14 protein-coding genes are annotated in these 13,246 nt (G+C 74.4%); 9 read left to right on the forward strand and 5 right to left on the reverse strand.

Annotation, left to right across the window (positions count from 1 at the left end; all coding sequences use genetic code 11):
* Positions 1-113 precede the first annotated feature (113 nt).
* Positions 114-1,136 (forward strand): CehA/McbA family metallohydrolase, encoded by a 1,023-nt coding sequence (locus ACWCYY_RS24050; protein WP_449797199.1) that lies wholly within the window; start codon positions 114-116, stop codon positions 1,134-1,136.
* 81 nt (positions 1,137-1,217) lie between these two features.
* Here ACWCYY_RS24050 and ACWCYY_RS24055 read toward each other — a convergent pair whose 3' ends face one another.
* Both ACWCYY_RS24055 and ACWCYY_RS24060 read right to left on the reverse strand, forming a co-directional pair.
* Positions 1,218-1,670 (reverse strand): hypothetical protein, encoded by a 453-nt coding sequence (locus tag ACWCYY_RS24055; protein ID WP_449797200.1) that lies wholly within the window; start codon positions 1,668-1,670, stop codon positions 1,218-1,220.
* A 119-nt stretch (positions 1,671-1,789) separates the two neighbouring features.
* The gene (locus ACWCYY_RS24060; protein ID WP_449797201.1) at positions 1,790-2,443 is read right to left on the reverse strand and encodes a TetR/AcrR family transcriptional regulator; all 654 of its coding nucleotides are present in this window, start codon (positions 2,441-2,443) and stop codon (positions 1,790-1,792) included.
* A gap of 147 nt (positions 2,444-2,590) precedes the next feature.
* Here ACWCYY_RS24060 and ACWCYY_RS24065 point away from each other — a divergent pair, with 147 nt between their 5' ends.
* The 7 genes from ACWCYY_RS24065 (at position 2,591) to ACWCYY_RS24095 (ending at position 10,239) form a co-directional block, all read left to right on the forward strand.
* On the forward strand, positions 2,591-4,015 hold the full coding sequence (locus ACWCYY_RS24065) for a purine-cytosine permease family protein (protein ID WP_449797202.1): 1,425 nt from the start codon (positions 2,591-2,593) through the stop codon (positions 4,013-4,015).
* Between the two features lie 82 nt (positions 4,016-4,097).
* Entirely contained in the window at positions 4,098-5,744 is a 1,647-nt protein-coding gene (locus ACWCYY_RS24070) for an amidohydrolase (RefSeq protein WP_449797203.1), read from the forward strand.
* Positions 5,745-5,823: 79 nt separating this feature from the next.
* Positions 5,824-6,924: a C45 family autoproteolytic acyltransferase/hydolase gene (locus tag ACWCYY_RS24075; RefSeq protein WP_449797204.1), complete on the forward strand. Its 1,101-nt coding sequence runs from the start codon at positions 5,824-5,826 to the stop codon at positions 6,922-6,924.
* Between the two features lie 173 nt (positions 6,925-7,097).
* Entirely contained in the window at positions 7,098-8,702 is a 1,605-nt protein-coding gene (locus ACWCYY_RS24080) for an ABC-F family ATP-binding cassette domain-containing protein (protein ID WP_449797263.1), read from the forward strand.
* A gap of 57 nt (positions 8,703-8,759) precedes the next feature.
* Positions 8,760-9,242 carry an SAM-dependent methyltransferase gene (locus ACWCYY_RS24085; protein WP_345288141.1) on the forward strand — a complete coding sequence of 161 codons (483 nt, stop codon included), beginning with the start codon at positions 8,760-8,762 and terminating at the stop codon, positions 9,240-9,242.
* A 173-nt stretch (positions 9,243-9,415) separates the two neighbouring features.
* Positions 9,416-9,976 carry an RNA polymerase sigma factor gene (locus tag ACWCYY_RS24090; protein ID WP_449797205.1) on the forward strand — a complete coding sequence of 187 codons (561 nt, stop codon included), beginning with the start codon at positions 9,416-9,418 and terminating at the stop codon, positions 9,974-9,976.
* Complete coding sequence (locus ACWCYY_RS24095; RefSeq protein WP_449797206.1) at positions 9,973-10,239, forward strand: hypothetical protein; 267 nt, start codon at positions 9,973-9,975, stop codon at positions 10,237-10,239. The genes ACWCYY_RS24090 and ACWCYY_RS24095 overlap by 4 nt, the downstream gene beginning before the upstream one ends.
* 36 nt (positions 10,240-10,275) lie before the next feature.
* On the opposite strand, the gene ACWCYY_RS24100 is transcribed toward ACWCYY_RS24095, so the two are convergent.
* From ACWCYY_RS24100 to ACWCYY_RS24110, 3 genes are all read right to left on the reverse strand, one after another.
* Positions 10,276-10,788 carry an N-acetyltransferase family protein gene (locus tag ACWCYY_RS24100; RefSeq protein ID WP_449797207.1) on the reverse strand — a complete coding sequence of 171 codons (513 nt, stop codon included), beginning with the start codon at positions 10,786-10,788 and terminating at the stop codon, positions 10,276-10,278.
* A gap of 134 nt (positions 10,789-10,922) precedes the next feature.
* A complete protein-coding gene (locus ACWCYY_RS24105) occupies positions 10,923-11,309 on the reverse strand; it encodes a hypothetical protein (protein WP_380149799.1) in 387 nt (128 codons plus the stop codon).
* Between the two features lie 30 nt (positions 11,310-11,339).
* Complete coding sequence (locus ACWCYY_RS24110) at positions 11,340-11,816, reverse strand: YfbM family protein (RefSeq protein WP_380149800.1); 477 nt, start codon at positions 11,814-11,816, stop codon at positions 11,340-11,342.
* 248 nt (positions 11,817-12,064) lie between these two features.
* On the opposite strand from ACWCYY_RS24110, the gene ACWCYY_RS24115 reads away from it, so the two are divergent.
* Complete coding sequence (locus tag ACWCYY_RS24115) at positions 12,065-13,207, forward strand: DUF3103 family protein (protein ID WP_449797208.1); 1,143 nt, start codon at positions 12,065-12,067, stop codon at positions 13,205-13,207.
* Positions 13,208-13,246 lie beyond the last annotated feature (39 nt).

Consider the following 13,246-nt stretch of genomic DNA (forward strand, 5'->3'; position numbering starts at 1 on the left):
TGGTGCGGACGACATGGGATCCCGGACTCACTGACCGCGATGGTGCTCAGTGGGCGATGGAACGGGTTGCCCATGGTGGCGCGTTGGCTCGACAGGACTCTGGGAGGAGAACCTTGTCGAGTTCGAGCTTTCCCTCGGCGCGGGCGGTCGGACGCGGGGCGGCCTGGTACCGCGGGGACTGCCATGTCCACTCCGTCCACTCGGACGGGGAACTCACACCCGAGGAGTTGGCTGTCCGGGCGCGGGCGGCCGGGCTCGACTTCATCGCGACGACGGAGCACAACTCAGCGGCGGCCCCGGGTGCCTGGGGGCATCTGGCCGCCGATGACTTTCTGATCCTTCTGGGCGAAGAGGTGACGACGAGGACCGGGCACTGGCTCGCGCTCGGCCTCGATCCCGGCGAGGTCGTCGACTGGAACCACCAGGTCATGGACGGGCTGGTGGACAAGTGGCTGGACCAGGTGCACCGAGCAGGGGGCCTGTGCGTTGCAGCGCACCCGCATGCGCCCTACCCCTCGGGCGACTTCATGTTCCCCTTCCTCGGCTTCGACGTGGTGGAGGTGTGGAACGGACCGTGGGCTTCGGACCGGCCCTGGAATGCCGACAACGAGGCGGCCCTGGCCGAATGGGGGCGGAGCCTCGCGGCGGACCTCCGCACGGGCTCCTGGCGACCGGCGATGGGCAACAGCGACACCCACTTGGAAGGGCAGATCGGAATCCCTCACACCGTGGTCTTCGCCGAGGAACTGAGCACAGAGGCAGTCCTGGCCGGGATCCGCGCCGTCCGCAGCTGGATCGCCGAGTCGGCGGATGTGGACGTGTCGTTCACCGCCCGTGCCGCCGGCCGCGTTGCCGGGGTGGGAGAGCGGCTCGCGACTCATGGTGGGCCTGTGGAAGTCCACGCGACAGTACGAGGTGTGGCGGGGACCGTCAGCTTTCACACCGATCGAGGAAAGGTCCACCGAGCCCCCCTCCCCGATGACGGGGCGGGAGCGGTGCAGTGGGACACGACAGCGGAGCAGTCAGCGTTCGTCCGCATCGAGGTCCGCCATCCCAACGGGCACGTCGCCGCACTCACCAATCCGATCATCCTAAGAGGAGCCCGGGACGATGACGGTGCTTGTGCTCGACCATGAGGAACATTGCACGGGACGGCGACCAGCCGGCCGCGGCCGGTCGCACCCCTCCGGCCGAGCGGCGGTGTCCTCGTCGTCGGGTCAGGCGGGCGGGGGCGCGAGGACCATCGGCCAGTCGTCGTAGGTGGCGATCAGCTCGTCCAGGGGGGCGTCCGGGCTGCCGGTGAAGACGGCGGTCCCCTCGGCGAGTTGTACGGACGCGTCGGGAGCGGCCGAGGTCTGCGCGCGCAGGACGATCACGGCGTCCGGGTCGACGGTCGAGCGGTCGGTGAAGTCGGCGGGGTCCGCGCCGACCGTCAGCAGGGTGGCCGGGTACACGGCGACGGCGATCGTCAGGTCGCCGCCGTCGCGTGCGTGCTCGACCCAGCCGTCGGTCTGCGACAGGCAGGCCCAGCCGTGCACCTCGTGGCAGTGGGTGCCGAGTTGGGCCACGGCGCGCTCCCCGGGGGTGCGTTCGGGATCGACGACGAGGACGGCGACGGGCAGCTCCGGCTCGTCGGGGTCGAGTCCGTGGCGTATGTGCAGGCGGGCCATCGGCACCTCCGGGTCGCAGCGGGTCGGGCGCCATTACACACCCCGTCAAGGACATTGCGGACACCGGCCGCTGTCTCGTGGCGCCCGGGGGTTCCCGTTCGGGGCCGTCGCGGGTGGTGTCAGGGGGTGAGGGTGCCGCGGGGGAGGCCGAGGTGGTGTTCGGCGGTGGTGCGGGGGAGGGTGGCGAGGGTGGGGTGGGTGTAGTCGGTGGTGTCGTTGGCGTAGGAGCCGAGGCCGTCGATGACCACCAGGAGAAGGAGGCAGGCGGCTTCGGGGTCGTCGGTGGTGAACTCGCCTGCGGTGACGCCGTCCTGGATGAGCCGGGTGAGTTCGGTGCGGGTGCGGGACTCCTGGGCGGCGACGGCCTCGCGGAGGGCGGGGCGGTAGCGGGAGAGGTGGCGGGCGTTGAGCCACAGGCGGTCGAGGTCGGTGAAGGCCGGGCTGCTGACGCGGTCGAGGAAGAGGGCCATGCGGCGCAGGGGCGGCAGGTTGGCTTCGGCGGGTGGGAGCAGGGCGGTGCGTTCGCGGGTGGCGGCGTGGGTGAAGGCCTCGCAGAGCAGGGTCTCGATCGCGGGGAAGTAGTGGCTGATCAGGCCCGGGCGCACGCCGAGGCGGTCGGCGACCAGCTGCATGGTGACGCGTTCGAGGCCCTCGGTGAGGGCCAGGCCGGCCGCGGTGTCCAGGATCTCGGCCCGTCGTTCGGCGGGGTCCTTGCGGGTGCGCGGGGTCCGCGGGGCGGCGGAGGCGGGCCGGGGGCCGGGGCTTGACGTCATGGCGAGCAGCCTATTGGATGTCGCACCAACAGGCTATTGGTGCTGTGACCAATAAGCCTGGTTCCGCCGCCGCGCCCGCACCCCCAGCGGGTGCGGCGGCATCGGAGACACCGCCGTCTTCCCCTCCCAGTGAAGGAAGCCACCCCCATGGCGCACACCCCCACCGCTCGTGAAGGCGCCGGGCGCGATCGCGCGGGCCAGGTCGAGACCCGCGGCATCGACCAGGTGCCGGACGGCGATCGGCACGGCCGTCCCGCCGAGCTCTTCGCCGTCTGGGCCGCGCCCAACGTCAGCTACCTGAGCTTCGTGGTCGGCGCCGCCCTGGTGCTCCTCGGGCTGCCGCTCGGCGAGGCCGTCGCGGTGGTGCTCGCGGGCAACCTGCTCTGGCTGCTCACCGGCTACGTGGCCATCAGCGGACCGGCCGCCGGGACGGCCGGGTCGGTCATCTCCCGTGCCATGTACGGAATCCGGGCCAACCGGGCCGTGGTGGCGGTGACCGGCTGGCTGATCTCCTCGCTGTACCTGGCGCTCAACTGGTCGGCCGCCTCCGTCGCCGCCCTCGGGCTGCCGGAGCTGGTCGGGCTGCCCGCCTCGGCCGCCGTCGAGGCGGTGGTCGTCTGCGTGATCGCCGCGGTGACCGTGCTGGTCGCGCTGTTCGGGCACGCCACCATCGTCCGGCTCTACCCGGCGCTCACCGTGCTGCTGACGGTGGTGTTCGTGGTGGTCTCGGTGCTGGTCGTGCTGCGCGCGGACTGGGCGTACGTCCCGGCGGAGCCGCTGCGCGGGACGGCACACCTGGCGGCGCTCGCGGCCGGGTTCACCCTGGTGGCCTCCGCGCCGCTGTCGTACGCCAACAGCCCGGACCTGGCCAGGTACCTGCCGAGGGACAGCAGCCGGCGGGCCGTGGCGCTCTGGACCGCGGCCGGTGCGTACCTCCCCAGTGCGGTGTTCACGGTGGTCGGGGTGCTGGCGGCGACCGGTCTCGACATGACGGACCCTCAGCGGGCGCTGGAGGGCGTGATGCCCGGGTGGTTCGTGCCGGTGTTCGCGCTCGGCGTGGTCGGCAACACGGTGGCCAACAACGCGATGACCGCGTACAGCGCCGGCCTGTCCGTGCAGTCGATCGGCATCCGGCTGCCCCGGGCGGCCGCGGTGCTGGTGGTGGGTGCCGTCGGGGCCGGGTTGACCCTCTTCGCGGTGCTGGTCTTCGACTTCCTGACCGCCGTCAACACCATGATGGAGCTGGTCGTCGTGGTCACCGGCCCGTGCATGGGCGTGTTCGCCGCCGACGTGCTGCTGCGGCGCGGCCGGTACGACGGCCGGGCACTGCTGGACGAGCGGCCCGGCAGCCCGTACTGGTACCGCGCCGGGATCAACCCGGCCGGGGTGCTCGCGACACTGGTGGGGATCGGGGCCGCGGTGGTCTGTGCCGGGGCCAGCACCTGGTCCGGTCCGGTGGCGGAGGCGCTCGGCGGGGTGAACCTCGCCGTGCCGGTGGGGGTGGTCGGCGCCGCCGCCGCGTACGGGCTGCTGGCGCGCGCCTTCGGGACGCTGCCGGCCGGACCGCGGTGAACCGTTCCGTCCGGTGAATCAATTCGTCTACCGAACTGCTCTGTTGCTCGAACCGCACCACCACCACCACCGAAAGGCCCCCATGTACGCCGAAGCCGACCTGATCCTCCGGGCCGGGCGGGTCCAGAACTTCGACACCGTCGCCGATCGGGCGCACGTCGTCGCCGTCCGGGACGGCCGCATCCTGGCCGTCGGCGGCGAGGAGCTCGTGGCCCGCCACCGAGGCGGCGCCACACGGGTGTTGGACTTCCCCGGAGCCACCGTCACCCCCGGCCTCACCGACGCCCACGCCCACCCCGTCTGGGGCGCCATCGAGACCGGCAGCGGGCTCGGCCTGGCCGGCCTGAGCACGCTGGACCAGGTGCTGGCGGCGGTCACCGAGCGGACCGCCACCGTCGTGCCCGGCGGCTGGGTCACGGGCTACGACCTGGACCCCGACGCCTTCGAGGGGGAGCCGGACGGCGAGGTGTTCGGCCGTCGGTTCCCCGGCGTCCCCGTCTCGCTGATGACCCGTGACGCCCACGCCCTGGTGGTCAGCCCCGCCGCGCTGGCGCGGGCCGGGCTCACCGGCGCCGAGACCTTCGACGACGCCTCCCGGATCGCCGTCGGTCCGGACGGACGCCCGACCGGGTACGTGGTCGAACTCCAGGCGATGGACCTGGTCTTCGCGCACTACCCCGAGGTGGAGCCGGCGCGGGCCGCGCGGTACGTCGCGGAGCAGCTCCACCGGATGGCCGCCCAGGGCCTCACCGGCCTGCACGCCCTCGACTTCACCGACCCTTCCGAGGAGGTCTACCGGGAGATCGAGCGCACCGCCGACCTGCCGCTCCGGATCCGCTGCTCCCCGCTCGTCCCCGCCGACTCCACCCCTGAGGTCTGGCGCGAGACCGCCGCGCTGCAGGGCCGGGGCGGGCGCCGCTGGCGGGTTGAGGGCGTGAAGTTCATGCTCGACGGCACCGCCGACAACGGCTCCGCCTGGTTCGAACACCCCGACGTGCACGGCCAGAACCACGCCCCGCTCTGGAAGGACCCGGACGCCTACCGCCGGGCGCTCGCCTACTTCACCTCCCTCGGCGTCCCCACCGCCACCCACGCCATCGGCGACCGGGCCGTCCGCTTCGCCCTCGACGCCATCGAGGCGGCGGGCCCCGCGGCGGGCGGCCCGCACCGGATCGAACACCTGGAGTCGGTGCCGGACGAGCTGCTCGGCCGGTTCGCCGAACTCGGCGTGGTGGCGAGCCTGCAACCCGTCCACGGCACCCGGATGACCAAGGCCGACCACAGCGACGGCTGGTCCACCCGGATCGGCGCCGAACGGGCCGCCCGCGGCTGGCGCACCCGCGACCTGCTCGACCACGGCGCCGTCGTCGCCCTCGGCTCCGACTGGCCGATCGGCGAGGGCGACCCCCGCGCGGCCCTCGCCGACGCCCAACTGCGCCGCCCGGTGGACTCCCCGGACACCGCCCCCGTCCAGCCCGGCCAGGCCGTCACCGCGCGCGAGGCCTACGCCGGGATGACCCGGGCCGCCGCCCACGCGGCCGGCGCCGGCGACCGCCTCGGCCGGATCGCCCCGGGGTACCTCGCCGACCTCACCGTCCTCGCCGCCGACCCGCTCGACCTGACGCCCGATCAGCAGGCCGTCAACCCCGTCCTCGCCACCCTGGTCGACGGCCGGCCGCTGCTCCACGCCGCGGCCCCGGCGCCGGCCACGGCCGTTGCCCACCGCTGACCGACGACCGGCCCGTCGGCCACTGACACCCTTCGCCGGCTGACGGCACCCTCCGCCGGCCCTTCCCTGGAGCAAGCACATGACCGAGCCCTTCGCCCGCCCCGAGCACCGCCGCCACGTCGCGGTCGCCGGCACCGACCCGCGCGAGCGCGGCCGCGCCCGCGGCCGGCAGCTCGCCGCCACCCTCCCCGGCGCCTCCGAGGCGTACGGGCGGCTGTTCGCCGCCTCCGGCATCACGTCCGCCGAGATCCGCGAGGACGGGCTGCGCGCCCTGGACGCCGTCGGTGACTTCCGTTCCGGCCTGCGCGAGCAGATCGAGGGCGTCGCGGAGGGCGCGGGGGTGGAGGCCTGGCAGGTCGGGGCGCTCAACGCCCGCACCGAGATCCTGGCCCGTTCGCGGACCGTCCCGCCGGGCGAGTGCTCCACCGTGGTGCGGCGGTCGACCGCCGCCGACGGGCGGCGGACCCACCTCGGCGTGCAGACCTGGGACTGGCACGTGGAGCTCAGCCCGTACTGGCACACCGTCAACTCCGCCGGCGCCGCCCACGACTACGCCGGGCTCACCGAGCACGGCATCCTCGCCAAGATCGGGGTCAACAGCGCGGGTCTGGCCCTGCACTTCAACATCCTCGGCCACCACGCCGACCGCCTCGGCGGCGTCCCCGTGCACGTCCTGGCCGCACTGGTGCTGGAGGAGGCCGGGAGCGTCGGCCACGCCGTCGAGCTGCTGCGCGCGGCTCCGGTCACCTCCTCCGGTTCGTTCATGCTCTTCGACAGCGAGCGGGCGGTCCTGCTGGACCTCAGCCCCGTCGGGGTCTTCGAGGCCCCGGCCCTCACCGAGGGCACCTGGCTGCGGACCAACCACTTCCTCACCCCCGCCCCCGCCGCCGAGGAGAAGAGCCACCTCTACCAGCCGGACTCCGGCGAGCGGTACGCGTTCCTGGACGAACGCCTCACCCGCGAGCCGGCCGCCACCACGGGCCAGGAGCTGCTCCGTCTCCTGGTCACCGGCCCCGGCGAACCGCCCGTCACCTGTCTGCCCGCCCCGGGCAGTCCGCTGGGCCAGCGCTGGGCCAGCCTGGCCACCGTCCTGCTCGACCCGGCCGCCCGTACCGCCCACGTCCTGGACGGCACCCCGGCCGAGCAGTCGACCCGCCCCTGGTACGAGCTGCGCGCCTGACGGACCGGCGGAGAAAACGGATCGAGGCGGGACGGTCCGTCCTGTTACGGTGAGGCCATGGCTTTCCTCTTCTTCGTCTGAGTCCGGGCACGGCGATCCCGCCGCCTCCGCAGCCCGTCGTACCTCCGCAGACCCAGAGGAAAGCACCCATGCGCGCTCGCGCCCGTTCCGTCATGCCCGCTGCCGCCGCCGTGGCGCAGCTGTCCGTCCGTGACCTCACCAAGTCCTACGGCACCCGTACCGTCCTCGACCAGGTCTCCTTCACCGTCCGTCCGGGCGAGAGGGCGGCCGTGGTCGGGGAGAACGGCTCCGGGAAGTCCACCCTGCTGCGGCTGCTCGCCGGGGCGGAGGCGCCCGACGACGGTGAGGTGACGGTGGCCTTCCCCGGCGGCACCGGCCACCTCGCCCAGACCCTGGCGCTCGACCCGTCCCGCACCGTGCAGGACGCCGTCGACCTCGCGCTGGCCGAACTGCGCGGCATGGAGCGGCGGCTCCGCGAGGTCGAGGCGGAGCTCGCCGATGCCTCGGACGACGAACTCGCCGTGTACGGCGACCTGTTGACAGCCTTCGAGGAGCGGGGCGGGTACCTGGCCGACACCCGGGTGGACGCCGCGCTGCACGGGCTCGGACTGACCGGGATCACCCGGGAGCGGGTGCTCGGTTCGCTGTCCGGAGGGGAGCAGTCGCGGCTCGCGCTGGCCTGCGTGCTGGCCGCCGCCCCCGAACTGCTGCTGCTGGACGAGCCGACCAACCACCTCGACGCGGCGGCCGTGGCCTGGCTGGAGGACCACCTGCGGGCCCACCGGGGCACCGTCGTCGCGGTCACCCACGACCGGGGTTTCCTGGAGCGGATCGCCACCACGATCCTCGAGGTCGACCGTGAGGAGCACACCGTGCGGCGCTACGGCGACGGTTGGGCCGGCTACCGGGCCGCGAAGGCCGCCGCCAGGCGCGGGGCGGAGCAGCGGTACGCGGAGTGGACGGAGGAACTCGCCGGCACGGAGGAGCTGTTGGCGGCGGCGGCCCGGCGGCTCGCCACCACGGCGCCGGACCCGAAGCAGGGCTTCGGCAAGCACCGGCGCTCCAGCGAGGCGAAGCTCGGCGGGCAGGTGCGGTCGGCGCGCGAGCGGCTGGCCTGGCTGCGGCGCCATCCGGTGGCGCGGCCGCCGGTGCCGCTGCGGTTCGCGGCGGGAGTGCCGGGTGGGGCGGGTGGGGGCCGTGCGGACGGTTCCCTCGCGGAGCTCGTGGGGGTACGGGTCGGTCAACGGCTGGCCCTGGAGGGGGAGTTGGTGGTCCGCCAGGGTGGGCGGCTGTTGGTGACCGGTGAGAACGGGGCGGGGAAGAGCACCCTGCTGCGCGTGCTGGCCGGTGACCTGGAGCCGGACGAGGGCGTCGTCCGCCGCCCCGCCCGGATCGGGTACCTCGCGCAGGAGCTGCCCGTGCGCTTCAGCCGCCGCCCGCTGTTGGCGGCCTTCGCGGCCGGCCGACCAGGGCTTCCGGAGGAGCACGCCGAAGTGCTGCTCTCGCTGGGGCTGTTCCGCGCGGAGGACCTGTACGTCCCGGTGGCCGCACTATCCGCGGGACAGCAGCGCCGCCTCCAGATCGCGATCCTGGTGACCAACCCGGCCGACCTCCTGATCCTCGACGAGCCGACCAACCACATCGCCCTCGACCTGGTCGAGGACCTCCAGAGCGCCCTCGCCGTCTCCCACGACCGGGCCTTCCGCGAACGCTTCGCCGGCGAGCGGCTGGAGCTAGGCGCGGGCCGTCGACTCTGACCGGGCCGCTACGGTCGGGGCGCGGGCGTCGTAGGGTTCGGGGCGCAGGGCGTGATCATGACTCGGGTGAAGGGGGCGGATGTGATCGGACTGGAGCCCGTCGGCCAGGTGGTCGGCGGTCGGGTGCCGGTGGAGGACGACGACTGGGCGGGGGTGGAGGCGGTGATCCGCTTGGACGCCGCGCGCTTCGGGCCCGAGGCGTTGTACGGGCTGGAGGGGTTCTCGCACCTGGAGGTGGTCTTCCACTTCGACCGGGTCCCGCCGGAGCGGGTCGAGACCGGTGCCCGCCACCCGCGCGGCAACGAGGACTGGCCGCTGGTGGGAATCTTCGCGCAGCGCGGCAAGAACCGGCCCAACCGGCTCGGGGTGTCGCGCTGCGTGCTGCTGCGGGTGGAGGGCCTGGACGTCCACGTCGCCGGGCTCGACGCCGTGGACGGCACGCCGGTGCTGGACATCAAGCCCTGGATGGCGGAGTTCGGGCCGCGCGGGGAGCAGGTCCAGCCGGGCTGGGCCACGGAGCTGATGGAGGGCTACTACTGACGGCCGCCGGTGGCCTGAATCCTTTTCGCGTGGTGGGCCTCTTATGGTCGAGCGGTCCCGAGGGGGCCGCCGGAGTGCGGGAGGTCCGATGACCGGAGTCGTGGTGGGTGTGGTGGTGCTGGCCGTGTTGACGTGCACGTGCGTGGTGGTGCTGCGGGCGCGGAAGGGGCGGCGTGGTTAGGGGGGCGGTCGGGGCCTGGCCCTCGGAGCGGCTGGTGGTGGCGGCGCAGGAGGGTGACGAGGCGTCGATCGCGGTGCTGGTCGCCGGGGCGTACCCGCACGTGCGGCGGTTCGCCTTCTCGCTCTGCGCCAGCAGCCAGGACGCGGAGGACGCGGCGCAGGACGCGATGATCGTGCTGTTCCGGAAGGTGGGCACGCTGCGGGTGAGTGCGGCGCTGGCCTCGTGGATGTTCCGGATCGTGCGCAACGAGTGCCTGCGGAGGGCGCGTCAGCTGGTGCACGCGGGCGAGACGGGCCCGGAGGCGCTCGCACCCTCGGCGGAGGAGGACGCGCTGGCGGGGCTGGAGGTCGAGCGGGTGGCCGCGGCCGTGGCCGCGCTGCCGGACGACCAGCGGCGGGTGCTGATCATGCGGGACGTCCAGGGGCTGCCGGGCCGGGCGGTGGCCGACGCGCTCGGGCTGAGTACGTCGGCCATGAAGTCGCGGCTGCACCGGGCACGGGCTGCGGTGCGGGAGGACCTGGAGCGGGTGCGGGAGGGGACGATGTGTCGGTGAAGGGGAGTCCGGGGCCTTCGTACGCGAGCCGGTCCCTGCCGGTGCACCTCGTCCGGGGAGGGATCGGCTTCGGCACCCTGGTGGGTGCGTTCGCGCTGCTGCCGGTGGTGGGGTGGGTGGCGCTGCTGCTCCTGCCGGTGGGGCTGCTGGCACTGCGGGGGTGTCCGGCCTGCTGGGTGCTCGGGCTGGTGCAGACCGTCTCGCGCGGGCGGCTGGAGCGGCAGTGCGCGGGCGGGAGCTGCCGGCTGGAGCGGGCCGGGTAGCCGACCGGACGCGGGCGGCCGGGGTGTGACGGTGGGTCAGGCCCCGGCCGCCGCGACCGCGGTGGTGGGCAGGCTGTAGCGCTGCTTGGTGGTGGCGCGGCCGCCGAGGCGGTCGTAGAAGCGGATGGCGTCGGTGTTCCAGGGCGGGGTCTGCCACTGGACCTGGGCGAGGCCGAGGGCGTGGGCCTCGGTGACGACGGCGTCCATCAGGCGGGCGCCGAGGCCGTGGCCGCGGTGGCCGTCGCGCAGGAAGAGGCAGTCGAGGTGGAGGTACTCGGCGCCGTCCCAGGTGGAGAGTTCGGGCGCGCAGGTGGCGTAGCCGATCGGGGCGCCACCGTCGCCCGGGTCGGCGACGAAGCAGCGCAGGCGGGGTGACGGTGCGTCGAAGAGCAGCCGGGCCAGGCGGTCGGCGAGGTCGGCCGGGGGCGGGGCGGCCCGCTCGTAGGCGGCGTGCTCGGCGGCCAGTTCGGCGATCCGGGGGAGGTCGTCGGGGCGGGCGCGGCGGACGTGGGGGGCGTGGGGGACCTGGCGGACTGCGCTGGCGGGCACGGGGACTCCTGACGCTCGGGGGTGCCCCGATCATGGCTCGGCGGAGCCGGGCCGGGCCAGGAGCGTGAGCGCCAGCGGAGGTCCGGATCCCGCCAGGTCCCCGGGCGAGGAGCGGACCGGGGCCCGGGCGGGCGTCAGACGGTGTAGCCGGTCATCGGTCCGTGGTCGGTGCAGAACCAGCAGTCGCAGGAGGTGAGCGAGTTGGCGCGGCAGTGGGCCGTGATGAGCCACGGGAGCTCGGCGCAGGGGCCCGGGTCCAGCAGGGTGCCGTCGGCGGGGAGCCTGCGGTGGCAGGCGGTGCAGTCGACGGAGACCTCCACGCCGGTCGCGCGCAGGCGGCGGGCGGCGTCGAGGGCGGCGTCCACCTGGACCGGGGGCATCAGGGGAGCGGGCAGCGGGCCGTCCAGGAGGCGTCGGCTCTGCCAGAGGCTCAGGTCGGTGATCGCCCGGACCTCCAGGAGGGGCGCGGTGCCGGAGGGCGGGGCGCGGTCCACCGTGACGGTGAACTCGGGGTCCTCCACGGGTGCTCCCTGCTGCGTGGTGACGGGTGGTCAGGCCGTCCAGAAGAGTACGGCCTGGTGGTAACGGGCGGTGGTACGGAGGAAGGCGAGCAGGTCCTGGTAGGCGCCGGCGGCGGAGTCGAGGGAGCCGTCGTGGTCCCAGTGGGAGAGGGGGTGGACGCCGGCGGCGGTGAGGTCGGCGCCGGTGACGTCCTGGGCGAGGGCGTCGGGGGTGACGGCCTCCAGGGCCTCGACCGCGCAGCGGACCTGGTCGGGCGTCAGGTAGCGGGGCGGGCCGAAGCCGAGGTCGGCCGCGCCGGTGAGTTCGGTGCCGCCGCGCACCAGGTCCACCGGGAAGCCGCGGCGGCGGAGCAGGAAGGCGATGGCGTCCCAGTACGGGCCGACGCAGTGCCGCCGGTCGGGGGACTGCTCCTGCGGATCGGTCAACTCCCTTGCCGTGTCCGGGTCGGCGAGGGCCCGCCCGAGGTCGGTGGGGGAGAGGCGCGCGTAGTACCCGTCGATGCTCATGGCGGGGATGCTAGGCGGTCGCGGAGGGCTCGCGCCGGACAACGCCAGGGTTGCCGGAGAGGGGGCGGCCGGGCGGGCGGGAGGTTTCCCGTCTATGCGCGTTCACGTGTTGCGGACCGGGCGTTCGCCGTCCCGGGGCTTGAACTGGGGCCGGGTTGGCCCTTCACTTGTCATGGCGCCGACGTTCTTGATCCCCGGCGCTGCTCCACCGCTCCGACGCCCTCACCCGACGAGTCTGGAGATCCCGCATGCCCCGCAGTCACACCCGCCTGCGCCGCGCCGCCGCCACCCTCGCGGCCCTGCCCCTGCTCGCCCTCGGCGCGGGCCAGGCCCTGGCCGCCCCCGCCCCGCTGCCCGTGCCCGCCTCCGCCGGACACTCCGCCTCCCGGGTGGCGGCGATCGAGGACGGGGTCGCCCGCACCCTCGCCTCCGCCCTCGCCGACCCGGCCGTGCGGGAGCGCGTGCGCGCCGCGACCGCCACCACCGACGCCCCCGCCGCGCTGGCACCGCTCGCGGCCGCTGCGGCGGGCCCCGCCGCCCGCGGACTGGCCGAGGCCACCGCGAAGGCGGACCGGAGCATCGCCTCGGCGAAGGGCCTGGGCGCCGACCTCGGCCCGCTGCTGCGGGTCCAGCTGGCCGACCCCTCGATGCGCGGCGCGCTGGCCGCGGGGGCCGAGCCGCTGGTGGCGACCGCCGTGACCGACGACCACGCCCGCACGGTGCGGGCGTACGACAGCGCCGGTCGGGCGCACGAGCTCGCCACGGCCGAGCTGCCCGCCCGCCCGGTGTACCTGGTCGACCTCGACGGGGCCAAGGCCCTGGCGGCCGGGACGGCCGTGCTGCAGCGGGAGTTGGGCGCCCGGGGCATCGCCCCGGCGGAGGCCGCGCAGGCCCTGTCCGGCGGCTGGTGGGGCACGAAGATCACCTCGGTGCGGGTGTCGGACGACGAGGAGCCCTGGTTCAAGGGCGCGGCCGAGATGTTCGCGCTGGTGAGCGGCTTCGGGCTGGACGGCAAGGTCCGGGTCGACTCGGTGGCCATGCCGTACCTCCAGTACGACGGCACCACCTACTACCCGAACCAGATCGTGGTGAACTGGTCGAACTACAAGTACAACCTGGCCGACGTGGTCCTGATGGAGGACGACGGCGACACCAACTACCTGGCCCTCGCCCAGGCGATCGCCGCCGTGCTGCTCACCATCGCCGACCAGGGCGCGTACATCCCGCTGGTGAACGCGGTGCTCGGCGCCATGCCCGCCTCCTGGTGGGTGGACGACCCGGACTACGTGGAGTCCTGGTACACCCTCGCGCGGGGCAGCTCGGGCCGCCTCAACGGCGCCCGGGGCAACGGCTGGATGACCGTCGAGCCGTACTTCGTGCAGCAGTTCTGATCCTGCGCCGGCTCCGGCCCGGCGACGGCCCGATCGGGC

Source organism: Kitasatospora sp. NPDC001664, from assembly GCF_053596675.1.

What these genes read in the sequence shown, in the direction of transcription:
- ACWCYY_RS24055 (WP_449797200.1), bottom strand. Translation starts at nt 1,670, where the DNA reads ATGGCCCGCCTGCACATACGCCACGGACTCGACCCCGACGAGCCGGAG.
- ACWCYY_RS24060 (WP_449797201.1), bottom strand. Translation starts at nt 2,443, where the DNA reads ATGACGTCAAGCCCCGGCCCCCGGCCCGCCTCCGCCGCCCCGCGGACC.
- ACWCYY_RS24065 (WP_449797202.1), top strand. Translation starts at nt 2,591, where the DNA reads ATGGCGCACACCCCCACCGCTCGTGAAGGCGCCGGGCGCGATCGCGCG.
- ACWCYY_RS24070 (WP_449797203.1), top strand. Translation starts at nt 4,098, where the DNA reads ATGTACGCCGAAGCCGACCTGATCCTCCGGGCCGGGCGGGTCCAGAAC.
- ACWCYY_RS24075 (WP_449797204.1), top strand. Translation starts at nt 5,824, where the DNA reads ATGACCGAGCCCTTCGCCCGCCCCGAGCACCGCCGCCACGTCGCGGTC.
- ACWCYY_RS24080 (WP_449797263.1), top strand. Translation starts at nt 7,098, where the DNA reads ATGCCCGCTGCCGCCGCCGTGGCGCAGCTGTCCGTCCGTGACCTCACC.
- ACWCYY_RS24085 (WP_345288141.1), top strand. Translation starts at nt 8,760, where the DNA reads ATGACTCGGGTGAAGGGGGCGGATGTGATCGGACTGGAGCCCGTCGGC.
- ACWCYY_RS24110 (WP_380149800.1), bottom strand. Translation starts at nt 11,816, where the DNA reads ATGAGCATCGACGGGTACTACGCGCGCCTCTCCCCCACCGACCTCGGG.
- ACWCYY_RS24115 (WP_449797208.1), top strand. Translation starts at nt 12,065, where the DNA reads ATGCCCCGCAGTCACACCCGCCTGCGCCGCGCCGCCGCCACCCTCGCG.